The sequence below is a fragment of the Streptomyces sp. NPDC056738 genome (assembly GCF_042790435.1).
GTDB lineage: Bacteria > Actinomycetota > Actinomycetes > Streptomycetales > Streptomycetaceae > Streptomyces.
On record NZ_JBHTZF010000004.1, the window covers coordinates 74,105 to 96,621 of the forward strand.

General features: G+C 71.7%; 22 protein-coding genes and 1 tRNA gene. 15 read left to right on the forward strand and 8 right to left on the reverse strand.

Going from position 1 to position 22,517, the window contains the following annotated elements:
- The 5 genes from ACFRIC_RS11390 to ACFRIC_RS11410 form a co-directional block, all read right to left on the reverse strand.
- A partial coding sequence (locus ACFRIC_RS11390; RefSeq protein ID WP_382782921.1) for an NB-ARC domain-containing protein occupies positions 1-1,606 on the reverse strand: 1,606 nt, incomplete at its 3' end.
- Positions 1,607-1,692: 86 nt separating this feature from the next.
- The gene (locus ACFRIC_RS11395; protein WP_382782924.1) at positions 1,693-2,172 is read right to left on the reverse strand and encodes a hypothetical protein; all 480 of its coding nucleotides are present in this window, start codon (positions 2,170-2,172) and stop codon (positions 1,693-1,695) included.
- Positions 2,173-2,380: 208 nt separating this feature from the next.
- The gene (locus tag ACFRIC_RS11400) at positions 2,381-4,363 is read right to left on the reverse strand and encodes a copper resistance CopC/CopD family protein (protein ID WP_382782926.1); all 1,983 of its coding nucleotides are present in this window, start codon (positions 4,361-4,363) and stop codon (positions 2,381-2,383) included.
- A gap of 63 nt (positions 4,364-4,426) precedes the next feature.
- The gene (locus tag ACFRIC_RS11405; protein ID WP_382782929.1) at positions 4,427-5,059 is read right to left on the reverse strand and encodes a GNAT family N-acetyltransferase; all 633 of its coding nucleotides are present in this window, start codon (positions 5,057-5,059) and stop codon (positions 4,427-4,429) included.
- Positions 5,049-7,109: a penicillin acylase family protein gene (locus ACFRIC_RS11410; RefSeq protein WP_382782932.1), complete on the reverse strand. Its 2,061-nt coding sequence runs from the start codon at positions 7,107-7,109 to the stop codon at positions 5,049-5,051. The genes ACFRIC_RS11405 and ACFRIC_RS11410 overlap by 11 nt, the downstream gene beginning before the upstream one ends.
- Before the next feature lie 141 nt (positions 7,110-7,250).
- Here ACFRIC_RS11410 and ACFRIC_RS11415 point away from each other — a divergent pair, with 141 nt between their 5' ends.
- Entirely contained in the window at positions 7,251-7,835 is a 585-nt protein-coding gene (locus ACFRIC_RS11415; RefSeq protein ID WP_382782934.1) for an HhH-GPD-type base excision DNA repair protein, read from the forward strand.
- An 83-nt stretch (positions 7,836-7,918) separates the two neighbouring features.
- Here ACFRIC_RS11415 and ACFRIC_RS11420 read toward each other — a convergent pair whose 3' ends face one another.
- A complete protein-coding gene (locus ACFRIC_RS11420; RefSeq protein ID WP_382782936.1) occupies positions 7,919-9,592 on the reverse strand; it encodes a helicase HerA-like domain-containing protein in 1,674 nt (557 codons plus the stop codon).
- A gap of 105 nt (positions 9,593-9,697) precedes the next feature.
- Between ACFRIC_RS11420 and ACFRIC_RS11425 the strand changes: the two genes are divergently transcribed.
- Together ACFRIC_RS11425 and ACFRIC_RS11430 are read left to right on the forward strand one after the other, a co-directional pair.
- Positions 9,698-9,994, forward strand: coding sequence for a type II toxin-antitoxin system VapB family antitoxin (locus ACFRIC_RS11425; RefSeq protein ID WP_003999914.1), 297 nt, complete (start codon positions 9,698-9,700; stop codon positions 9,992-9,994).
- 90 nt (positions 9,995-10,084) lie between these two features.
- Complete coding sequence (locus tag ACFRIC_RS11430; RefSeq protein ID WP_382782939.1) at positions 10,085-10,747, forward strand: LytR C-terminal domain-containing protein; 663 nt, start codon at positions 10,085-10,087, stop codon at positions 10,745-10,747.
- Between the two features lie 148 nt (positions 10,748-10,895).
- Here the strand turns inward: ACFRIC_RS11430 and upp are convergent, their stop codons facing one another.
- Complete coding sequence (gene upp / locus ACFRIC_RS11435) at positions 10,896-11,531, reverse strand: uracil phosphoribosyltransferase (protein WP_382782941.1); 636 nt, start codon at positions 11,529-11,531, stop codon at positions 10,896-10,898.
- Between the two features lie 138 nt (positions 11,532-11,669).
- Between upp and ACFRIC_RS11440 the strand changes: the two genes are divergently transcribed.
- The 9 genes from ACFRIC_RS11440 (at position 11,670) to ACFRIC_RS11480 (ending at position 17,968) form a co-directional block, all read left to right on the forward strand.
- A complete protein-coding gene (locus tag ACFRIC_RS11440; protein WP_361682768.1) occupies positions 11,670-11,852 on the forward strand; it encodes a hypothetical protein in 183 nt (60 codons plus the stop codon).
- A 488-nt stretch (positions 11,853-12,340) separates the two neighbouring features.
- Positions 12,341-12,880, forward strand: a complete 540-nt coding sequence (locus ACFRIC_RS11445) for a hypothetical protein (RefSeq protein ID WP_382784222.1) — start codon at positions 12,341-12,343, stop codon at positions 12,878-12,880.
- Positions 12,881-13,055: 175 nt separating this feature from the next.
- Entirely contained in the window at positions 13,056-13,550 is a 495-nt protein-coding gene (tadA, locus tag ACFRIC_RS11450; RefSeq protein WP_382782945.1) for a tRNA adenosine(34) deaminase TadA, read from the forward strand.
- A gap of 56 nt (positions 13,551-13,606) precedes the next feature.
- Positions 13,607-13,691 (forward strand) — tRNA-Ser (locus ACFRIC_RS11455).
- 436 nt (positions 13,692-14,127) lie between these two features.
- The gene (locus ACFRIC_RS11460; protein ID WP_382782948.1) at positions 14,128-14,307 is read left to right on the forward strand and encodes a hypothetical protein; all 180 of its coding nucleotides are present in this window, start codon (positions 14,128-14,130) and stop codon (positions 14,305-14,307) included.
- A gap of 124 nt (positions 14,308-14,431) precedes the next feature.
- On the forward strand, positions 14,432-14,725 hold the full coding sequence (locus ACFRIC_RS11465) for a Dabb family protein (RefSeq protein ID WP_382782952.1): 294 nt from the start codon (positions 14,432-14,434) through the stop codon (positions 14,723-14,725).
- A 210-nt stretch (positions 14,726-14,935) separates the two neighbouring features.
- Positions 14,936-15,892: an RNA polymerase sigma factor SigF gene (locus tag ACFRIC_RS11470; RefSeq protein ID WP_382784224.1), complete on the forward strand. Its 957-nt coding sequence runs from the start codon at positions 14,936-14,938 to the stop codon at positions 15,890-15,892.
- A gap of 244 nt (positions 15,893-16,136) precedes the next feature.
- Positions 16,137-17,033 (forward strand): RNA polymerase sigma factor SigF, encoded by an 897-nt coding sequence (locus tag ACFRIC_RS11475; RefSeq protein WP_382782954.1) that lies wholly within the window; start codon positions 16,137-16,139, stop codon positions 17,031-17,033.
- A 104-nt stretch (positions 17,034-17,137) separates the two neighbouring features.
- The gene (locus ACFRIC_RS11480) at positions 17,138-17,968 is read left to right on the forward strand and encodes a hypothetical protein (protein ID WP_382782957.1); all 831 of its coding nucleotides are present in this window, start codon (positions 17,138-17,140) and stop codon (positions 17,966-17,968) included.
- Between the two features lie 78 nt (positions 17,969-18,046).
- Here ACFRIC_RS11480 and ACFRIC_RS11485 read toward each other — a convergent pair whose 3' ends face one another.
- Positions 18,047-18,244: a hypothetical protein gene (locus ACFRIC_RS11485; RefSeq protein ID WP_037615166.1), complete on the reverse strand. Its 198-nt coding sequence runs from the start codon at positions 18,242-18,244 to the stop codon at positions 18,047-18,049.
- A gap of 295 nt (positions 18,245-18,539) precedes the next feature.
- Here ACFRIC_RS11485 and ACFRIC_RS11490 point away from each other — a divergent pair, with 295 nt between their 5' ends.
- The 3 genes from ACFRIC_RS11490 (at position 18,540) to ACFRIC_RS11500 (ending at position 22,510) form a co-directional block, all read left to right on the forward strand.
- Entirely contained in the window at positions 18,540-19,046 is a 507-nt protein-coding gene (locus ACFRIC_RS11490; RefSeq protein ID WP_382782960.1) for a MarR family winged helix-turn-helix transcriptional regulator, read from the forward strand.
- A 13-nt stretch (positions 19,047-19,059) separates the two neighbouring features.
- The gene (locus tag ACFRIC_RS11495) at positions 19,060-21,594 is read left to right on the forward strand and encodes an MFS transporter (RefSeq protein ID WP_382782963.1); all 2,535 of its coding nucleotides are present in this window, start codon (positions 19,060-19,062) and stop codon (positions 21,592-21,594) included.
- Between the two features lie 94 nt (positions 21,595-21,688).
- Positions 21,689-22,510 carry a YceI family protein gene (locus tag ACFRIC_RS11500; RefSeq protein ID WP_382782966.1) on the forward strand — a complete coding sequence of 274 codons (822 nt, stop codon included), beginning with the start codon at positions 21,689-21,691 and terminating at the stop codon, positions 22,508-22,510.
- Positions 22,511-22,517 lie beyond the last annotated feature (7 nt).

The window sequence follows — 22,517 nt, forward strand, 5'->3', positions numbered from 1 at the left end:
CAAGGCTGTATCCGAGGTTCATCCACACCGTCGCTTGACCGTGGGCGTCACCGAGATCACTGAAGGCATCCAGAGCCCGCTGGTGGGCGTCAAGAGCTTCCTCGAAGCGCCGCAGGTCGCCAAAGACGCTGCCGAGGTTCATCCACGACGTGGCTTGGCCCGCGCGGTGGCCCAGCGCTTTGGTGGCGTCGAGAGCAATGGTGGAGACCGTCAGCGCATCGTTGAGGAGCCGGCGGACATGGAGGTAGTCGCTGAGCAGGGCGGGCAGGGTTGCCGCGAAGAGGAGGTGGCCGCCGGTATGGGCGGCCTGGACGGCGGCGACCAGGTTGGCGCGCTCAGCGTCGAACCACGCCATGGCGCGGGCGCGATTACGGAAACGCGAGGCGTTGCCGGGGGATTCGGGGTTGAGGTACACAGCCGCGTCCACCGCCCAGCGGACATAGTGCTCCAGAAGCCGCTTCAGGGCTCGATCTGTTGCGGCGGGGTGGCGAGCTGCCTGCTCGTTGGCGTAGGCGCGGACTAGGTCGTGCATGCTCCACCGGCCGTTGACAGGGTCCTGGCGCAGCAGGCTCGCCTTGGCCAAGGCGGCCAGCCGAAGACGGACGTCCTTGGCCTTGCCCGCTCCGACGACCGCCACAGCTGTGTCCAGGGAGAAGTCCGGCCCGGGGTTGACCGTCAGCAGCCAGAAAAGTTCCTCTTTAGGCGGGGACAGCCGACGCACCGACCGCTGCACCACACCACGCACCGCGCGAGACTCATCCTCCAGCACGTCCAATCGCCCGACGGGATCTTCCAAGTCGGCGGCAAGGTCGGCAGGTTTCAGGGAGCGGTCGGCGACCATCTGGGCAGCGGCGATACACAGGGCGAGAGGCAGACATCCGCACAGCTCGGCGACGCGCCGGGCACCCTCGGTGTCGGCAGCCACCCTGTCGTCCCTGGGGAGGGCGGTGCGCACGGCGGCGTCGAGGAGTTCGACGGCTTCCCCGAGTGGAAGGGTGTCCAGGTCGATGAGCTGCGCACCGATGTAAGAGAGGTCGTCGCGAGAGGTGATCAGGAGACGGTGAGGTCCGCCGGGGATCAGGCATTCGACCTGCTCACCGGCGGAGGCGTTGTCCGCGATGACCAGGAGTCGCTCCCCGCGGCGGGCTCGGAGGGCGAGCTGAGAGCGGTAAGTGGCCGCGCGCTGGGCCTGTTCCGGGGGGATCTGGGCGGCATCGACGCCGAGCTGGCGCAGCACGTCGTCCAGGGCGCGAGCAGCGTCGACCGGAGCGTCGTCATAGCCGCGCAGATCCAGGAACAGTGTGCCGGTGAAAGCCCCTTCTTCCAGGGCACGACGACCTGCGGACAGGGCAAGGGTGGTCTTGCCGATCCCGCCCATGCCCCGCACCGCCGCAGACACGACCACGGAAGTGGCAGCACCGGAATCCTTGCCCGCTCCCTCCCGGGAGCCGAGTACCGAAAGAAGATCGTCCAGCTCCCGTGAGCGTCCCGTGAAACCGGGCGGTACCTCGGGAAGCGGCGGAAGCTCCACTGATGAGGCGGACGGTTCAACGACAGGTCTGCCGCCGATGTAGACGTCGCGCGCAGTGAGGTAGTGCGCGGCCATAGCCCCGCGTTCCGCCGACACATGTGATGTGGATTCGGCGTCCGACCCAGGTGCCGAAGATCTTTTAGGTACGGCGCCCGGAACGGTCAGGAGGTGGCCGCCCCGGGCTTGGGAGGGTTTCCCAGCGAGAGATCGCCTTCGACGTGGACGCTGCCGCCGGCCACGGAACCGCTGTCGGCCTTGATGTCCATGTTGCCGCCAACCGTCAGGCTGTAGGCGCCGAGGGTCTTGGGGTCAGCGGCGCGCTTCGCGTCTTCCAGGGCCTTGACCGCGTCCTGGAGCTCTTGTGCGAACACGTCATCCTGCGCAACCGCTTCCGCAAGCCCGATCGCGACGTTGCGGCGGGTGAGCGCGCTGGGCTCGTTCTGCCCGGCTGCAGCCTCCTGCTCCAGTCGTTCGACTTCACCGCCCGGGCCCAGACGACGCACCACGACACCATGGACCTTGTCCATCGCCGCGTCCAGCGCGTAGTCGACCTCCGCATCCGCCTGCCCGCCGACTCGGCGGGCCTTACGTACGGCCCATGCGAATACACATGCCACCGCAGCTTCGACCACGATCGTCATAGCGCCCCCTTGCCATCCCCGCCCTGCCCTCCGGACCCGGCACGGCATCAGCTCCCTCGCCAGCACGGCCCCGGACCTTCACTGGGCACCAGCGGCTCGCAGGCCCGTGCCTGCAACGGACCGGAGATCCACGCTAGTCGCCCCCTCGCCGCGACAAAGGCGACTTTCGTGAATCTCGGTCGAGCCGACTTGAGGAGCACGGTCCGATTCAGTCGATCGTCACCTTCTTCGAGACCGTGACCTCGTCCAGATCGCTGGTGCGGACCGTGACCTTCATCGTCCAGGTGCCGGGCAGGGGGAGCGTGAGGCCGTCGGAGGTCCAGTAGCCGCCCTTGTCGGTGATCTCCGCGTCGATCGGGCCGACCTTCTGGGATTCCAGGGTGAAGGTCAGGCGCACCTCGGGGACGGTCACGAGGCCGCCGTCGGGGCCGAAGACCACGACCTGCACGGAGTTCTCCCCGACCTGGCCGGGCGTCAGCTCGACCTGGGCCTTGCCGTGACCGCCCGGGGTGCCGACGTCGAAGGGCACCAGGGTCGTCTTCGAGGTCACACGGCGCACGGCCGCGACCGCGTCGGCGCTCTCGGCGGCGGCGCGGCCCGGCTGGGTCCCGGTCAGCATCGTCGTGATCACCAGCACCAGGATCCCGACGGTGACCTCGGCGAGCACCGAGCGACGCAGTCCCCGGTGGTACTCGGTCTCCCCCGGCCCGCCCTTCGCCCCGTCGCCCGCCGAACCGTCACCTGCGGGACCGTCTCCCGTCGTGCCGTCTCCCGTCGTGCCGTCTCCGGTCGTGGCGTCTCCCGCAGGCCCGTCCGAGGCCGCTTCCCCGGCCTCCGGCACCTCCGCCGACGGCTCGTCCCCCGTCGTGGCCTTCCGGCCGTCCGCGGGCTCCTCGCGTACGTCCCCGGAGACGGTGCCCTCGGACACCCCGGCGGACACCGCGACCGGGACCGCGACGCGGCCGGCCGGGACGGTGGCGGGCGTCCGCGTGGTCGCCAGCCGGGCCGTCCAGCGCCGCGAGAGGGCGGCTCCGGCCAGGAGCAGCGCCACCAGGACGACCTTCACGACCAGGAGCCTGCCGTACGTCGTCGAGGTCAGGGCGTCCCAGGAGCCGAGGCCGCGCCAGGACTGGTAGACGCCGGTGACCGCGAGGACGGCGACCGAGGTGAGGGCGAGCCGTGAGAAGCGGGTGACGACGGCCGCGGGGACCGGCTCGGCGGGGCGGTGCAGGGCGGTCAGGAGGGCGGCCAGACCGCCGAGCCACACCGCCATGGCGAGCAGGTGCAGTACGGAGGAGACCATCGCGGCGGGCACCTGGATCCCGGCGGACGCGTGCTCGGCGGCGGCCCAGGTGACCGCCAGGGCCAGGGAGAACAGCACCCCGAGCACGAGGACGCCACGGCCGGCTCCCCGGTCCCGTACCGGCACCCGCGGGGGCACGAAGGCCACGGCGGCGAGCAGCGCCAGCCGGGCCACCAGGACGACGCCGGGCCGGCTCGCCAGGGTGTCGCTGAGGCCGTCGGGGTCGAAGGCCTCCGCCACGCCGGTGCCGCGCTCGTAGGGGCCGCGCAGCAGGAGCAGCGCGAACGTGGAGCCGAGCAGGATCCACCAGCCGGTCACGAGGAGCCGCCGTACCGAGCCGGGGAAGCCGCAGGCGAGCACGAACGTGACCGCGCCGATGAGCAGGGCGAGCCCGGTGTACGCGGCGTAGCGGGCGATGTCGTAGAGGGCGGAGGAGACGGGGTCGCCGGCGGTGGGCGGCGGCGGAGCAGGGGTCGCGGACGGTTTGCCGACCGAGAACGTGAAGGCGCCGGAGACGGGGTGGCTGTCCGCCGAGACGACCCGCCAGGCGACGGTGTACGTGCCGTCGGCGAGGCCGCTCGGCAGGGTGATGCCGGCGGTGTCGGAACGGCCGTCCGCGTGCTCGGGTTCGCCGGTGCGCACCCGCCGGTTGTCCGGGTCGAGCACGCGGAAGGAGTCGTCGAACAGGCCGATCGACTCACTGAACGTCAGGGTCACCCGGCGGGGCGCCGACTTCAGCACGCTGCCTTCCTGCGGATCGGTGCCCGTCAGCGCGGCGTGGGCGGACGCGCCGCCCACGCCGCCGAAGAGCACCAGGACCAGGACACCGCCCAGCAGGGCCAGGGCCCTGGCGCCGAGTCGTCGCCGTCGCTGCCCGTTTCCGTTCACACGCCGTCTCCGTATCCGCATGTCCAGAGTCTCGGTCATGTACGGAAACGGGCCGCGTCCGGCTCACCTCGGGGCCGTCGGGCCCTTCTCGAAGGCCTCGCGGGTGAGGAAGGCGAGCCGGGCGCGCTTCTCGGGCAGACGGACCTCGGGCAGGTCGATCGCGGGCAGCACGATGTCCCCGGCGGGGACGAACCCCTGCCGGGTCAGCCGGGCGATGGCCTTGGTGTTGCGGGCGTCGGGTTCGACGACCGCGCGCCGCCGGCCGAGTCCGGTCAGCGCGTACGCCAGGAACGCGGACAGCAGCGTGGACGACCAGCCCGGCAGTGCGTCGGCCCCGGGCGCCGGGGGCCCGATGAGCAGGTGGACGCCGATGTCGCCCGGCCGGACCTCGTAGCACTCGGAGACGCGGTCGGCCTCGGGCTCGTAGGTCTGGAAGAGCGCGGCCGGGACGCCGTCCTTGAGCGTGAGGAAGGCGTGGTGGGTGTCGAGCGAGTCGAGGTGCAGATAGGTCTCCAGCACCTGCTCCTTCGTGAACCCGGTCATCCCCCAGTAGGCGGCGCGCTCCTCGGCGACCCAGCCGTGCAGCACGTCCAGGTCGGCGTGCGGGTCGACGGGCAGCACGCGGACCGTGCCGAACCCGTCGATCCGCTGCTCGTGAACGGCCTCGCGGGTGGCGGCGTACGTGTCAGTCGTCATCGCTCTCCTTGGTCAGCGTGTTCCAGTCGGTGGTCACCGGGACGAGATCTCCCCCGAGCCACAAGGGGAGTTGGTCGCGGTGGTGGGCCGCGCCGGGAACGCCGTCGGCCCCGAAGGGGACCACCCAGAGGCTGGCGTCGCGGTCGGCGAGGTCCCACACGTAACGGGCCGCGGGTCCGCGGGCGCTCAGGTCGGTCAGTCCGGGGAGCGACGAGGTGGACAGGACGCAGTCGTTGTCGCCGGACAGCGCCGGTTCGTCGTACGGGGTGCCGGGCAGGGCCCGCCAGGGGGCGAGGCGGTGCGTGTCGCCCCAGGTGCGGGAGACGGGCGCGGCGGCCGCCTCCTCGACGGCCGCCCGGAGTACGGCGTCGCGGTCGATGCCGTACGCCTCCCCTTGCGACAGCAGGTTCTCCAGGGCGAAGGCGACGCGCGGGGTGAGTGCGAGCCAGGGCAGGAAGACGGCCGGACGGGCGGGCGGTTCGGCCAGGACGGCGAGCGCCGGGTGCGCCACGAGCCGGCGTACGACCGCGTCGCGCACCTGGGCGAACAGCGCGGCCGTGCCGCTGTCGGCGTCCATGTGCCGGTTCCAGCGCAGGAGCCGGTCCCGGAGGCCGGCCGCGGCGCCGGAGAGTTCGAGGGCGGCCAGCGGGTCCAGCAGGGCCGCCGCGGAGCCGAGCCGGGTGTCCATGTGGATGGCCGGCATGTCGGCGGCCGACAACGTGCGCCCCGTGTCGAGCAGTCGACGGATGCGTTCGGCGCGGTGCGGGGGCGCGAACTCGACTCCGAGCGGGGTCGCGGGGCCGCGCTGGTTCGCCATCACGGCGAGGCCGTCGTCGACCGGGCCGCGGGGCATCTCGTGCCAGCCGGTCCAGTCGTGGCCGGCCTCCCACGCGGGCACCACCCGGAGGCGGTTGGCCGTGGCGCGCACCGGGACGCGGCCCGCGACGCGGTGCAGCAGCCCGCCCTCGGTGTCGGCGGCCTGCACGACGTTCACCGGCTCCGCCCAGGCGTCGAAGGCCCGGTCCACGTCGGCGACGCGGCGGGCCCGCAGCAGCGGCAGGAGCGCGCCGAAGCCGAGGTCCGCGGTGACGCGGGGCGGATAGCGCAGGCTGATGGACTCCTCGGCGCCGGTGCCCCCGATCACCACGGGTCCGCGTGCCGTCTCGATCACCTCGACCTCGACGCTCTCGCCGCCGGCCACCTCCACCCGCTCGGTGTGCCGTGCCGCGGCCCGCCACACCCCGTCCGGGTCGAGGGCCTCGACGGCCCCGGTGCCGGTCTCGCGCAGCCGCTCACGGTAGAGGTCCTGGTAGTCGGCCATCGCGTTGGTGATCGCCCAGGCGACGGTTCCGGTGTGGGCGAAGTGGGCGATGCCCGGCACGCCGGGGACGGCGATGCCGACGACGTCGAACTCCGGGCAGGACAGGCGGATCTGCTGGTAGACGCCGGGGTCCTCGATGAAGCGGTGCGGGTCGCCGGCGATCAACGCCTGCCCGGTGGCGGTGCGTTCGCCGCTCACCAGCCATCCGTTGCTCCCGGCCGTGCCCGGCCCGTCCATGGCGAACAGGCCGACCGCGTCCGTGCCTAGCCGGCGGGCGACCTCCTCGCGCCACAGCTTGGCGGGAAACCCGGCGAAGAGGATGTGGGTACCGAGCCAGACCCCCAGCGGGCTCCAGGGCTCCCAGCGGCCCGGTTCGAGCCCGCTCGCGGCGAACTCGGGTGCCCGCGCGGCTCCTTCGGCCAGCCCGGCGTTGACGCCGTCGACGTACGCGACGACCCACGCGGCGGTCTCGGGGTCGCTCCGCTCCAGGGAGGCGAAGCAGCGTCGCGCGGTGTCGTCGAGCCGGGCCTGCCGGGCGAACCGGTCCCAGCCGACGGACTCCGCGCCGAGGAAGGCGGCCGAGGTGCCCTGGGAGCGGTGCCGCTCGACCTCGAGCTGCCAGGCGCGGTCCCGGGCGGTGACCCGGCCCTGGGCGTGGGCGAGTTCCAGGGCGCCGGCGGCGCGCAGGTGCGGGATGCCCCAGGGGTCACGGTAGATCTCGGCGGTCACGGTCCATCCCCAGTCATGTCAGGTTAGGCTAACCTAATTTAATCGGGAGGATCGTACGCCGGAGGTGAGGACCCGGTGAAGCCGGGCGGCCCGCCCCGCCGCGACCGCGCGGCCCGCCCCCGTACGCGGGATCATCGGTTCATGGACGTCACGCTTCACCTCGCCCAGCAGCCCGAGGCCGACGAACTGCTCGGCCGCAGCCCCCTCGCGGCGCTGGTCGGCATGCTGCTGGACCAGCAGGTGCCGATGGAGTGGGCCTTCGCGGGCCCGTACACGATCGCCCGGCGCATGGGGGCGGACGATCTCGACGCGCACGAGATCGCCTCGTACGACCCGGAGAAGTTCGCCGAGCTGCTGTCGGCCAAGCCCGCCGTGCACCGCTATCCCGGCTCGATGGGCAAGCGCATCCACCAGCTCTGCCAGTACCTCGTCGAGCACTACGACGGAGACGCCGCGGCCGTCTGGAAGGACGCCGGAAGCGGCGCCGAGCTGTTGCGCAGGCTCAAGGAACTCCCCGGTTTCGGACCGCAGAAGGCCCAGATCTTCGTGGCCCTCCTCGGCAAGCAGCTCGGGGTCGCCCCCGAGGGCTGGCGCGAGGCGGCGGGACCCTACGGCGAGTCCGGCTCCTTCCGCTCCGTCGCCGACATCACCGGCCCGGAGTCCCTCGCCAAGGTCCGGGCGCACAAGCAGGAGATGAAGGCGGCGGCGAAGGCCGCCCGCGGCTGACCCCGGCCCCGGTCCCGCCCCCCGGGACCGGCGCCCTTCCCGCCGCCCGCGCGACGGGAAGCGGTGTCGACGCCGCAGCGGTGTCAGCGCCGCCTGCGCGCCGTCCCGAAGACCGAACGGGTGATCTCCCGCCCGATCTGGGTGCCCACCGACCGCGCCAGGGACTTGAACAGACCGCTGCCCACGACCTGCTCGACCATGGAGGGCTCCTCCTTCGGCTCCTCGGGCCGGCTCCGGCCACCGGAACGCCCGTCATCGGTGCCGGCCCCGGATGCGGACGGGGTGCCGGACCGCGTGCCGGTCCCGCTCCGCTGCCGCGAGGAGGACGCGGGTTCCGCTTCGGCGGCCTCCGCGGCCGTCAGCTTCTCGTACGCCGACTCCCGGTCCACCGCCTGCGCGTACCGCCCATACGACGGCGACTCCCGCACCGCCCGGTCGAGCGCGTCCGCCTCCACCGGACCCATCAGCGACCTCGGCGCGCGCAGCCGGGTCGCCGCGACCGGCGTCGGGGCGCCCTTCTCGCTCAGCACCGTGACCACGGCCTCGCCGGTGCCGAGGCCCGTCAGGACCTCTTCGAGGTCGTACGGGGAGTCGGGGAACGTTTTCACGGTGGCCTTCAGCGCCTTCTGGTCGTCCGGCGTGAAGGCCCGCAGCGCGTGCTGGACGCGGTTGCCGAGCTGGGCGAGAACGTCCGCGGGCACGTCCTTCGGCGTCTGCGTCACGAAGAACACGCCGACCCCTTTCGAGCGAATGAGCCGGACCGTCTGCGTGATCGAGTCCAGGAACGCCTTCGACGCGTCGCTGAAGAGCAGATGGGCCTCGTCGAAGAAGAAGACGAGCTTCGGCCGGTCCGCGTCGCCGACCTCCGGCAGGTCGTGGAAGAGATCGGCGAGCATCCACATCAGGAACGTCGAGAAGAGCTGCGGTCTGTCCTGCACGGCGGGCAGTTCGAGGACCGACACCACGCCCCGGCCGTCCGGCGCCAGGCGCGTCAGCTCGCTCGTGTCGAACTCCGGCTCCCCGAAGAAGGGGCTCATGCCCTGCGCCTCGAAGGCCGTCAGCGAGCGCAGGATGACACCCGCCGTGGCGGTGGACAGCCCGCCGATCCCCTTCAGCTCCCGCTTGCCCTCGTCCGAGGTCAGAAAGGCGACGACCGCGCGCAGGTCCTTGAGGTCGACCAGCTCCAGGCCCTTCTGGTCGGCGTAGTGGAAGATCAGGCCGAGCGACTGCTCCTGGGTCCGGTTGAGCTGGAGCACCTTGGACAGCAGCACCGGCCCGAAGCTGGTGACCGTGGCGCGTACGGGAATGCCGTGGCCCAGGCCGCCGAGCGCGTAGAACTCCGCCGGACAGCCGGCCGGTGTCCACTCCTGGCCGACCTCCCCGGCCCGCTCCTGCACCCTCGCCCCCGGTTCGCCCGGAACCGAGATCCCGGAGACGTCCCCCTTGATGTCGGCGAGGAAGACGGGGACGCCCTGCGCGGAGAGCTGCTCGGCGATGAGCTGGAGCGTCTTGGTCTTGCCGGTGCCGGTGGCGCCCGCCACCAGGCCGTGCCGGTTGAGCATCGGCAGCGGGACGCGGATCTGCGCGTCGGACAGGCACGCCCCGTCCCAGAGCAGGGCGCCGAGGTCGAGAGCGGGGCCCGCGAAGGCGTAGCCGGCCGCGATCTCCAGGGCCTCCCGCGGGAGCGCGGGGGCGCCGGCGACCCGCTCGGGAGCGGTCCCGGCGGCAGCCGACCGGACGGTCTCGCCGTCACTCATATCAGACCCCTGTTCCCGTTTTGAAAGGATTTACGACATCTTTTCCAGCGTCGCACTCCGCCGCCATGGCTGCGCCCGGAAGGTCTTGACCGGTAGGCTTTCCGTGTGATCTTCAAGCGCATCGGAAACGGCCGGCCGTACCCCGACCACGGCCGGGAAAGCACCCGGCAGTGGGCGGACGTCGCGCCGCGCCCGGTCCGCCTCGATCAGCTCGTGACGACGAAGGGCCAGCTCGACCTGGAGACCCTCCTCGCCGAGGACTCCACCTTCTACGGCGACCTCTTCGCCCACGTCGTCAAGTGGCAGGGCGATCTGTACCTGGAGGACGGCCTGCACCGCGCCGTCCGCGCCGCGCTGCAGCAGCGCCAGGTGCTGCACGCGCGCGTTCTTGAACTGGACTAATGGCCACGGCTTGACCCCAATGGGTTGAACTGAACGCCGGGCAATGATCATCTAGTAGGCATTGGCGCCCCGGCGCACTACGCTGCGCCCATGAGCATGCTTACTCCCCCTGGCATGGGTGGCCAGTATCGGATCACGGGGGACAAGTACCCGCGGATGCGCCGCCCCCGCGGGCGTCGCAAGTTCGTGTTCCTGAGCCTCAGCTCCGTCACCGTTCTCGGTCTGATCGGGTGGGGGTCCCTGCAGCTCATCGACATCTACACGGGCGGCAGCAAGGCCACGGCGGCCGGCACCAAGGCGGACTGCGCCTCGAAGGTCACGCCGGAGGCGAAGGCGTCCGCCGCCGCCGCTGCGGCCGTGGCGTCCACGCTGCCGAAGCCCGGCCAGATCACCGTGAACGTCTTCAACGCGACGCCCCGCAGCGGGCTCGCGAAGCAGACGGCGGACGAGCTGAAGAAGCGCGGCTTCAAGATCGGCGACGTGGGCAACGCGACGGCCGCGTACGACAAGAAGGTCGCGGGCGCCGGGATACTGCTCGGCGCCAAGGCCGCCGGCCAGGCCGCGCTGCCCGTCCTCAACACCCAGCTCTCCGGCGCCGAGCTGAAGACCGACGGCCGCGCCAAGGCCACCACGGTCGACCTGATCATCGGCACCGCGTTCAAGGAGCTGACGAAGAAGGCGGACGCCGACAAGGCGCTGACCGTCCTCACGCGGCCCGAGCCGGCGCCCGCCGACGCGAAGAAGCACTGCTGACCCCGGGACCGTTCCCGAGGAAGCACCGACGACTCCGCAGCCGCGCTCGCGTGCGAGCCGCCGGCTCCGGAGTCGTGTCCGTACCCGTGCGCTCCGCGGGGTGCCGCGGAGTACCGGTGCGCTCCGCGGGTGCCGCGGAGCCGGGGCGTTACTCGGCGGCCCCGTACATGCGGTCACCCGCGTCGCCGAGGCCCGGCACGATGTAGCCGTGCTCGTTCAGGCGCTCGTCGACCGAGGCCGTGACCACGGTGACCGGGGTGCCGGCGAGCTCGCGCTCCATCAGCTCGACGCCCTCGGGGGCGGCGAGCAGGACCACGGCGGTGACGTCGTCGGCGCCGCGCTTGATCAGCTCCTGGATCGCGGCGACGAGCGTGCCGCCGGTGGCCAGCATCGGGTCCAGGACGTACACCTGACGGCCGGAGAGGTCGTCCGGCATCCGGGTGGCGTACGTGGAGGCCTCGAGCGTCTCCTCGTCGCGCACCATGCCCAGGAAGCCCACCTCGGCGGTCGGCAGCAGCCGGACCATGCCGTCGAGCATGCCGAGGCCCGCGCGCAGGATCGGCACGACGAGCGGGCGCGGGTAGGAGAGCTTGACGCCCGTGGTCGGGGAGACCGGCGTCACGATGTCGACCTGCTCCGTGCGCACGTCGCGCGTGGCCTCGTAGGCGAGGAGGGTGACCAGTTCGTCGGCCAGCCGCCGGAAGGTCGCGGAGTCGGTGCGCTGGTCGCGCAGGGTGGTGAGCTTATGGGCGACCAGGGGGTGGTCGACGACGTGAAGACGCATGTCCACAACAGTAGCGGGGCCCACGGCACCCGCCACCGACCCGCCCGGCAAGGGCCGCCGCCCGGCATCACCCGTCCGCTGGCATCAAACCATCCATCGGAGGGAAGGTGGGAGGGACGGACCTGGGGTGGTGTGCCAATGCGGGACCAGCAAGAGGAGTCGTCCGAACGGCTGGAGAGCGACGCCGAACGCAGGAGGCGGCGGGCCCAGTTCCTGCGCGACCTGGCCGAGGCGCGCGAGCTGCGCGACCGCGTCCAGCCCCGCCGGGCCAAGACGGCCCGCCTGCGCCACGCGATGCGCATGCGCACGTTCCGCTGGTAGCCACAGCCGTACGCACCACCGCGCGCGCCCGCGCACGGCGCCGGGCTCCGGCCCGGCACGCCGCCTCCGCGGCCGACACGCCCACGGAGGGGGTCGGCGCGCAAGAACCGGCCCCGCCCCCGCGACCCGGCCGCGCCGGCACCCGGGGCACACCCGCCCTGACAAGGGAACGCGCCCGCCCGGCGGTCGGCGCGCGGGCAAACGCGCCCGGCCGCCCGGCCGCCCGGGAACCGCGCCGCGCCCGCCTCACGAGGGGCCGTGTGGAGGACGTGTCGGGCGAGGAGGTCTCCACGCGGCGCGGGCAGCCGCGTACGATCCGCTGTTAGCGATCAAAAGAGGCGGACACAGCAGGCCGAAGACGTCCCCTGAACGCTGTCTTTCTGCCACGATTCCGAGTGGGCGGGGCTCGGAGCAGCAGCACTCCCCGCCCACAGCCTCCGCCGGGGGGAACCCCAACCGGCACACCTATGACCAGTGGGAGAGTCACGGTGTACTTCGCCGCACTGCTCGCGCGCACCGAAGACGGGTGGGAAGCGAGCGATACAGAGCTCGACGATGTGGAAACCCTGTCGGATCTGACCGATCTGGCCCGTGAGGTCTCGGACGAGGACACGGTGCTCGTGCTCATCGAGCAGGAGGACGCGTGGTTCGGCGTCGTCCGCGTGGACGGCGAGGAGGATCCTCGTATCTACGTCTCGGACGCCGCCGCTGCCGCCCGCAGTTCGTACGGCGAGATCCTGCTCACGGACGAACTACTAGGACGGGATCCGGGCGACGACGACGCCGACCTGGACTCCCTCGATCTGGACGGCACCGAGGACGGTGAACCAGGGGACTCCGAGGACGACGACGAGGACCAGGGGAGCGTGTCCGGCGACGCCGTCTCGCACAGCCCCGTCGGGGACCGCTACATCCTCGCGGACCTCGGAGTGAGCGAGAAGGAACTGCTGGCCCTGGACGAAGGCGACGCGCTCGGCACGATCGCCGAGGCCCTGGGCGCGGCAGAGGTTCTGGAGACCGTCCGCTAGGACGTCCGGAACAGGTCAGGGCCTCCGGAAACGGCGGGCCCGGCCCCTCTCCCGCACCCCTGCCCCCATACCGGCGAACCGGCCCGATCCAGCGGGCCGGATCTTCGCCTGCCGTCCGCCGCCCACCGGCTCCGGCCTTCCGCCCTGCCCGGCGGGATTCCGCTAGGTTCCCCGGATGAGCACCCCGCGCCAGGTACCCCCGCCGCCCGATCCCGTACGCGACCGGTGGCGGGACCCGATGCGGCTCGCGCTGGACGAGGCACGGCTGGCCGTCCGGGGCGGGGACGTTCCCGTCGGTGCCGTCGTGCTGTCCCCGGACGGGACGACCGTGCTGGCGGCCGGGCACAACGAACGCGAGGCCACCGGCGACCCGACGGCGCACGCCGAGATCCTCGCGCTGCGCCGGGCCGCCGCCGCGCTCGGTGAGTGGCGGCTGACGGCGTGCACGCTCGTCGTCACCCTGGAGCCCTGCACGATGTGCGCCGGCGCGCTCGTCCAGTCCCGTGTCGACCGGGTGGTCTACGGCGCCCGCGACGAGAAGGCGGGCGCGACCGGATCCGTCTGGGACGTCGTCCGCGACCGGCGGCTCAACCACCGGCCCGAGGTGATCGAGGGCGTGCTCGCCGACGACTGCGCCGCACTGCTGACCGACTTCTTCCGCGACCGCTGACCGGGCCGCCGAAACGGATTTCAGACCACGGGCCACCTTGGGGTAGGGTCTCCCTCGGTAGCGTGTCCGAGCGGCCGAAGGAGCTCGCCTCGAAAGCGAGTGTGGCGCAAGTCACCGAGGGTTCAAATCCCTCCGCTACCGCTTCTGGAGGGCCCCGTCGAAAGACGGGGCCCTTCGTGCGTTCCCGGGCTCCGCGGGGGCCGCGACGCGAAGGAGCCCCGGCGCCGCTCGGTCGCCGGGGCTTCCGTACCCGAAAGGGCTCTCCGCTCCCACAGAGGAGGGGGAAGGGGCGCAATTCGGGGGCGCCCGCTTCCCCCACGCAGGGACCCGCAAGTCCACGCCGCCGTCTCGGGGGAAAGTCGGGCGGCGAGAACCCCGCAGTGGGGTCCCTCCGGGCCCCGGGGACTCCTGACGGTTCCCGCCGGGGCTCCCTTCCATGCTGGACCGCGAGCGCGCCGCCCAGGCCCCGCAAAGGACCTCTACCAGCGGGCCGTTGGTCCTTAAAGGGGGCGTGAAGGTTACACTCACCGCCGGCAGCAGGGGGCCGACGGGCGCAGGAGTCACAGGGGAGGCCGCCATGGCGGTGAATTCGAAGAAGATCGCCATCTACGTGCTCGTGGTCTTCGTGCTCTACGTGATCATCACGGATCCGGCCAAGGCCGCCGACTACGTCCAGATAGCGTTCGAGGGCATATCGAGCGCCGCCGGGGCGATAGGCGACTTCATGACCTGGGTCGCCGACGGAGCGAAGAACTGACGCAGGGCACCGACGCCGGCGCGGCAGGGCCGCGCATCCGGCGCCGAGCGGGCCCGACGGAGCGAGGCGCGCCCCCGCGAGGGCGTGACCGAGCGAAGAACCACCTCATCACCAGGGAGTACCCGTGATCCGCCATCTGGTCCTCTTCAAGCTCAACGACGGCGTGCGGCGCGACGAGCCCCGCGTCGCCGAGGGCGTCGCCGCCTTCCGCGCGCTCGGCGGGCAGATCCCCGAGCTGCGGGTCTGGGAGTGCGAGTGGAACATCAGCGACCGGCCCATCGCGTACGACTTCGCCATCAACGCCGCCGTCGAGGACGCCGACGCCCTCAAGCGTTACCTGGAGCACCCGGCCCACACCGCCGGTGTCGCGCTCTGGCGTGAGTTCGCCACCTGGGTGATCGCCGATTACCCGTTCTGACCGTTTTTGATCGCACACTCTTACCGAGCCCTTGACCGCAACCGGTCAGGGGTTTTCGGCGTCTTGAACCCCAACTCACCTCCTGTTCACCCTCAACACGGCGTTATGCGGTGCTTGCACACAGTGCACATGTCTTGTGATGCTATGACCGCTTTTGACGGATGAGTTGACGGATACGTCGACGGATCGTTGACGAACGAAGAGGTGGCGTTGACCGTGTCGGCCAGTACTGCGCCGCCCCAGGAGGAAGCCCCGGCCCAGGACCGGGCGACGGCTCTGGCCTCCGCCCCGCCGCCACCCCCGGCGCGGCCCCTGACGCAGACCACGGCACCGAACGCCGCTCCGGGCACCCAGGGCCCCGCGACCGCCCCCGAAACGGCCCAGGAGGTCCCTCAGGAGCGGCGCCGGGGCGCCGACACCCGGGCCCTCACCCAGGTGCTCTTCGGCGAACTCAAGGTGCTGGAGCCGGGCACCCCGGAGCACCTGCGGGTCCGCAGCGCGCTGATCGAGGCGAACCTGCCGCTCGTGCGGTACGCGGCGGCCCGCTTCCGCTCCCGCAACGAGCCGATGGAGGACGTGGTCCAGGTCGGCACGATCGGCCTGATCAACGCCATCGACCGCTTCGACCCGGACCGGGGCGTGCAGTTCCCGACCTTCGCGATGCCGACGGTCGTCGGCGAGATCAAGCGGTACTTCCGCGACAACGTCCGCACCGTCCACGTACCGCGCCGGCTGCACGAACTGTGGGTGCAGGTGAACAGCGCCACCGAGGACCTGACGACCGCCTTCGGACGCTCGCCCACCACCGCGGAGATCGCCGAACGGCTGCGCATCACCGAGGAGGAGGTCCTCTCCTGCATCGAGGCCGGACGGTCGTACCACGCGACCTCCCTCGAAGCGGCCCAGGAGGGCGACGGACTGCCGGGACTGCTCGACCGGCTCGGATACGAGGACCCCGCGCTCGACGGGGTCGAACACCGCGACCTCGTACGGCATCTGCTCGTACAACTGCCCGAACGCGAGCAGCGGATCCTGCTCCTGCGCTACTACAGCAATCTGACCCAGTCACAGATCAGCGCGGAACTGGGTGTTTCCCAGATGCATGTGTCAAGGCTCCTCGCCCGCAGCTTCGCGCGTCTTCGATCCGCAAACAGGATCGAGGCGTAACCGAGAAGAGCTAATCGCTCAAGGTCACTTTTTATGTCGGTTCAGCGCTGATTACCTGTCAGACCCCCTTTTTCCAGGGCCGATCCACCCTCTACATGTCGACAAGTCTCTACAGCGTGTTGCCGACATGTGACATTCTTCCGGGAGCGCGTTTGCCGCGGCCTCGCCTCCGGTATTCAGGTGGAGGCTGCGTTCCTCCGACGGGAGCGACTGCCGCGACCGTCCGCGACCCAAAGGGGGTGGCATGTCCGCAGATCAGGGCAGCTCGAAGGTGCTCACGCTCACGAAGAGCGACGCAGTGCCCGAGGCGCACGCCGCGCTTCACGACGTCCCTGCCGCCGAGGCCCCGGAAGCCGCTCTGGTCCCCGAGTCCTCGGGCGCCATCGACACCCGGACCCTGTCCCGCTCCCTGTTCCTGCGCCTCGCGGCACTCGCCGAGAACAGCCCTGAGCGCGGCTACGTCCGGGACACCCTCATCGAGCTCAACCTCCCGCTCGTGCGGTACGCGGCGGCCCGCTTCCGCTCCCGCAACGAGCCGATGGAGGACATCGTCCAGGTCGGCACCATCGGCCTGATCAAGGCGATCGACCGCTTCGACTGCGAACGCGGCGTCGAGTTCCCGACCTTCGCGATGCCGACGGTCGTCGGCGAGATCAAGCGGTTCTTCCGCGACACGTCCTGGTCGGTCCGCGTCCCGCGCCGCCTCCAGGAGCTGCGCCTGGCCCTCACCAAGGCCAGCGACGAGCTGTCGCAGCGGCTCGACCGCTCGCCGACGGTCGCCGAACTCGCCACGGCTCTCGGGGTGTCCGAGGAGGACGTGGTCGACGGTCTCGCCGTCGGCAACGCGTACACGGCCTCGTCGCTGGACTCGCCCGCTCCCGAGGACGACGGCGGCGAGGGCTCCCTCGCGGACCGCCTCGGCTACGAGGACACCGCGCTGGAGGGCGTGGAGTACCGCGAGTCGCTCAAGCCGCTGCTCGCCAAGCTGCCGCCGCGCGAGCGCCGCATCATCATGCTCCGCTTCTTCGCGAACATGACCCAGTCGCAGATCGGCGAGGAGGTCGGCATCTCCCAGATGCACGTCTCCCGGCTGCTCACCCGCACGCTGGCGCAGCTCCGCGAAGGACTCATCTCCGACTGACCGTCCCACGCGGGGTTCATATTTGACGGGTCGTCAGCCACACTGGCGCGATGCGTCACGAGCCGATGCGTCATGGATCGCCGAGCGGTCGCCGAGGTGCCCTGGTGGGCACGTCGGCGGCCGCGCTGTGTCTGGGCGGACTGCTGGCCGCGTGCGGGAGCGGCGGGGACGGCGGGTATGCCGCCGTCGGGGCCGCGGACGGCTCCCCCCGGGCGTCGGGGGCGGTGGTGGCACCGTCGGGAGAGGTGTCCCTGGCACCTCTCGACGGCACCAACCCCACCGGAGGCAAAGGGAGTTCCGGAGCCGGCGAGAGGTCCTCGGCCGCCGGTCCGGGCGGCGGTACGCCGACGGGCGGCACGGGTGACGCGGACGGCTCGCACGGTTCGTCGCCCGGTTCGGGCGGCTCGACCGGTTCCGCCGCCGGCGGGGGCGGCTCGGGGACCGCGTCCGGCAGCGCGGGAGGCACGGGAACCGGGACGGGCGGCGGGTCCTCGTCGTCGTCCGGCTCACCCTCGGGCGGTGACTCCGGCGGCGACTCCGGTCGTACGGGCGGGAGTTCGGGAGGTTCTTCGGGAGGTTCGGGAGGTTCGTCGACCCCGTCCTCGCCCGGCCCGACGGCGAGTGCCCGCCCCGCCGCGCTCGCCGTGAGCGAGCCCTCGCGCACGGCCACCGGTCAGCGCTGGTGCGAGAAGGTGACCCTCTCCTTCAGCAACACCGGTGGTACGGCGGTCCGTTCGGGCACGGTGACCTTCGGGACGCACATCATCGGGGCGCTCGGGATCGACTGGGCGACCGTCCGGTCGACCGAACCCCTTCCGGCGCCGATCGCCGCCGGCGGGAGGAAGGGCGGGACCTGGACGGTGTGCGTCGACTCCTGGCGGGTGCCGCTGGGCATGCACGTCGAGACACAGGACGTGTCCGTCGCGTGGAAGTAGGGGCGCGCCCCTACCGGGTCACGCCCCCGCGCTCCCGCCCGATCAGGCGGTTGCGCCCGATCTCGCGGTCCCGCTCGATCACATGAAGGCGAGCCAGGCCACCGCGGCGACGACCGCGACGGCGAGGACGACGCCGACGATCAGACCCACGCGGGGACCCGCGGGAGCGGCCGCCTGCTGCTGCCGGCCCTGGGGGGCCTCGTCGACGAACGCACGGAACATCTGAGTGCTGCCCGCGGGGTCGTAGTTGCCCTCGGGGCCCTGGGTGTTTGCCATAGGCCGGACCCTAGCGAATGCGCGCGGGCTGCCCAAGTGCCGGGTTGCTCATCACGCCGATCGTGACCCGACCGCACAGCACCCGCGACCAGCACGCACACCGCCTCCGCGTCGCCTCCTCACCTCGACGGCCGTCCCCTCCGTATCTCCCGCCCCGTCCACCCCTCCCGCCTGCACGTTTCCGTTCGCCAACACTTGCCTTTGCCAACTTTTTATCCCTGAAGCCCCGAACTCGTTTGCCTGCGGCAACCAACTTCTTTATGGTTGCCCTAAGCAACGAATAAGGGGAGGTGCGATGGCCGAGCAGGCGCAGTACGAGGAACTGGCTCGTCAGCTCAGCGCCATCGGTGCCGTGAAGAGGGGAATGGGCCGGATCCTTCCGCCCGAGTGCCCCGCGGGATCCGCCGCCGTGCTCACCCTGCTCGGCCGGTACGGCGAGATGCGGATGAGCAAGCTCGCGGAGCTGCTGTCCGTGGACATGTCGGTCACCAGCCGCCATGTGGCGCACGTCGCCGACCGGGGCTGGATCGAACGGTCCCCCGACCCGGCGGACAAACGCTCACGCATCCTGCGCCTCACCGCGGCCGGGCACGCCCAGCTCGACGAGCTGTCCCTGCGCACGTCACGCCTGCTCTCCGACCGGCTCAGCCACTGGTCCGACGCCGAGGTCGGGCTGCTCATCGAGCTGATGGGCCGGCTGCGCGAGAGCTTCGGCGACTGCCGCTCCCCGCAGCGGACGCCCGCGCACCCTCCCCCGTACGCGACAGACGTATCAGAACCGACCACCCGTACACCCGCGTAAGAAAAGGAAGCCCATGGCAACGACCACACCAGCCGGTGTGCGGGGCTCTCACGCCAAGCACGGAGGCGCCGACGGCGCTCCGATGACGCACCGGCAGATCATGGAGGCGCTCTCCGGGCTGCTGCTCGGCATGTTCGTCGCGATCCTGTCGTCGACGATCGTCTCCAACGCGCTCCCCGAGATCATCGGCGACCTGGGCGGCGGCCAGTCCGCGTACACCTGGGTCGTCACCGCCGCGCTGCTCTCCATGACCGCGGCCACGCCCCTGTGGGGCAAGCTGTCCGACCTGTACAGCAAGAAGGCGCTCGTCCAGATAGCGCTCATCATCTACGTGCTGGGCTCGGCCGCGGCCGGACTCTCGCAGAACGCCGGCATGCTGATCGCCTGCCGTGTCGTGCAGGGCATCGGCGTCGGCGGTCTGTCCGCCCTGGCGCAGATCGTGATGGCCGCGATGATCTCCCCGCGTGAGCGCGGGCGCTACTCCGGCTACCTGGGCGCGACGTTCGCCGTCGCAACCGTGGGCGGTCCGCTGCTCGGCGGTGTCATCACCGACACGAGCTGGCTCGGCTGGCGCTGGTGCTTCTACGTCGGTGTGCCGTTCGCGGTCATCGCGCTGATCGTGCTGCAGAAGACCCTGCACCTGCCCGTCGTGAAGCGGGACGTGAAGGTCGACTGGGGCGGCGCGTTCTTCATCTCCGCCGCGGTCTCGCTGCTGCTGCTCTGGGTCACCTTCGCGGGTGACAAGTACGACTGGATCTCGTGGCAGACGTACGCCATGGTCGGCGGCGCGATCGTCCTCGGACTGCTGTTCGTGCTGGTCGAGTCCCGGGCGAGCGAGCCGATCATCCCGCTGCGGCTGTTCCGCAACCGCACGATCACCCTCTCCTCCCTCGCGTCGCTGTTCGTCGGTGTCGCGATGTTCACCGGCACCGTCTTCTTCAGCCAGTACTTCCAGCTCGCCCGGGACAAGTCCCCGACGATGTCGGGTGTCATGACGATCCCGATGATCGGCGGCCTGTTCATCTCGTCCACGGTCTCCGGCCAGGTCATCACCAAGACCGGCCGGTGGAAGTACTGGCTCGTCTCCGGCGGCTTCCTGGTGACCGCGGGCCTCGGCCTGCTCGGCACCATCCGCTACGACACGGCCTACTGGCACATCGCGATCTTCATGGCGCTGCTGGGCCTCGGCATCGGCATGATGATGCAGAACCTGGTGCTCTCCACGCAGAACCAGGTGGCGCCCTCGGACCTGGGCGCGGCGAGCTCCACGGTGACGTTCTTCCGGTCCCTCGGCGGTGCGATCGGCGTCTCCGCGCTCGGCGCGGTCATGGCCACCCGGATCACCGACTACGTGAAGGACGGGCTGACCGATCTCGGCCCCAAGTACGCGGCCCTCGGGTCCGGTTCGGACTCCAGCTCCACCATCCCGGACATGGACAAGCTGCCCGCTCCGCTGCGCAACGTGATGGAGAGCGCCTACGGTCACGGCATCGCGGACGTCTTCCTGATCGCCTCCGGCATGGCGCTGGTCGCCTTCCTCATCGTGCTGTTCATCAAGGAGGTCCCGCTGCGGACGTCCGGCGCGATGGCCCAGGCCGCCGCGGAGAAGTCCGGCGAGCCGGTCACCGAGGCACCCGTCGCCGAGGCGGTCGAGGCCGCGGCCACCGCCGCCCTCGCCCCGGCCGTCGGCACCACCGAGACCGTCTCCGAGACGGCGCCCGAGGGGACCCAGCGGCTCGCCGCCGTCGCCACCGCCACGCGGGAGGGCGACCCCCGGCCCGCGTCCGGCGGCATCCGGGTGCACGGCCAGGTCCGCGGTGCCGAGAGCGCGCCCGTCCCGCAGGCCGCGGTCACGCTGATCTCGCCGGCGGGACGCCAGCTCGGCCGCTCGGTCGCGCAGGCCGACGGCTCCTACGCCCTCGACGCGCCCGGTGTGGGCTCGTACGTCCTGATCGCCTCCGCCGACGGCTTCCAGCCGCAGGCCTCGACGATCGTCGTGCACGACGAGCCGCTCGCGTACGACATCCTGCTGAGCGGCACGAGCGGGCTGAGCGGTGTCGTCCGGGCCTCCGACGGCGCCTCCCCGGTCAAGGACGCGATGGTCGTCGTGACCGACGTGCGCGGGGACGTGCTGGCCACCGGAACCACCGGTGAGCAGGGCGAGTTCGCCTTCGCCGAGCTGGTGCCCGGCGTCGTGACGGTCGCGGTGAACGCCGCGGGCCACCGGCCGCGGGCGCTGCCCGTCGAGGTCGGCGGCACCGGGATCACCCGGGTCGAGGTCGACCTCGACGCGGGCGCCCAGGTCCAGGGTGTCGTCCGGGCCCCGCACGGCCCCCTGTCGGACGCCCGCGTGACGCTGGTGGACGCGGCCGGGAACGTCGTCGGCACGGCCAGGACCGGCGGCGACGGGGCGTACGCCTTCACCGATCTGGACGGCGGCGAGTACACCGTCATCGCGGCGGGCTACCCGCCGGTGGCGACCGCGCTGACCGTCGGCGGCCGTGGAGCGGACGACCACGACATCGAACTCGCCCACCCCGGCGAGTAGTCCGAGCCCCGGCCCGTGGGGATGCGCGCACTCTGAGCGGAGGTGCGCCCCCCACGGGCCGGTTTTCATTGGTACACCGCAAGGAGTTACTGCCATGGGCTTGACCGCGAAGATCCGCACACGGGACGGATGGGCCGTGTCGCACGCGGTCGTCACGGTGACCGACTCGACCGGGGCGCAGGTGCTGCGGGCCGAGGCGGACACCGACGGGTCCGTACGCGACACCACGAGCCTCGCGCCGGGCGCCTACACCGTGATCGTGACCGCGCTCGGGTACGCGCCCGCCGCGTCCGGGGCCATCGTCACGGCGGCCGGCCGGGCCGAGGTCGGCCAGGTGACGCTGGCCCGCCGGGGCGGCACCGAGCTGCCCCCACCGGGACCGTGGACCATCGACCCGGCGCACTCCTCCGTGGGCGCGGTGGCCCAGCACCTGGGCATCTCCAGCGTGCACGGCCGCTTCACGGACTTCGCGGGCCGCGTCGAGATCGCCCCCGGCGACGTGACCGCCTCCCGGGTCGAGGCGACGATCACGGCCGCCTCCATCGACACCGGCAACGGCATGCGCGACGGGCACCTGAGGTCGGCGGACTTCCTCGACGCCGAGAATTACCCGCTGATCACCTACCGTTCGACGGGCCTCACACCGGCCGGCTCCGACCGCTGGACCGTGCACGGCGAGCTCACCCTGCACGGTGTCGTACGTCCCGTCGACCTCGACCTCGCCTACCTCGGCACCGGCGCCGACCCCTGGGGCGGCACCCGCGCCGCGTTCCGGGCGACCGCCGAGCTCCACCGCGAGGACTTCGCCCTGCACTACAACCAGATCGTCCAGGCGGGCATCTCCGCCATCGGAACGACCCTGAAGGTGGAGCTCGACATCCAGGCCGTGCAGGGCGAGTCGCTGCCGGCGGTCTGACCCCGGC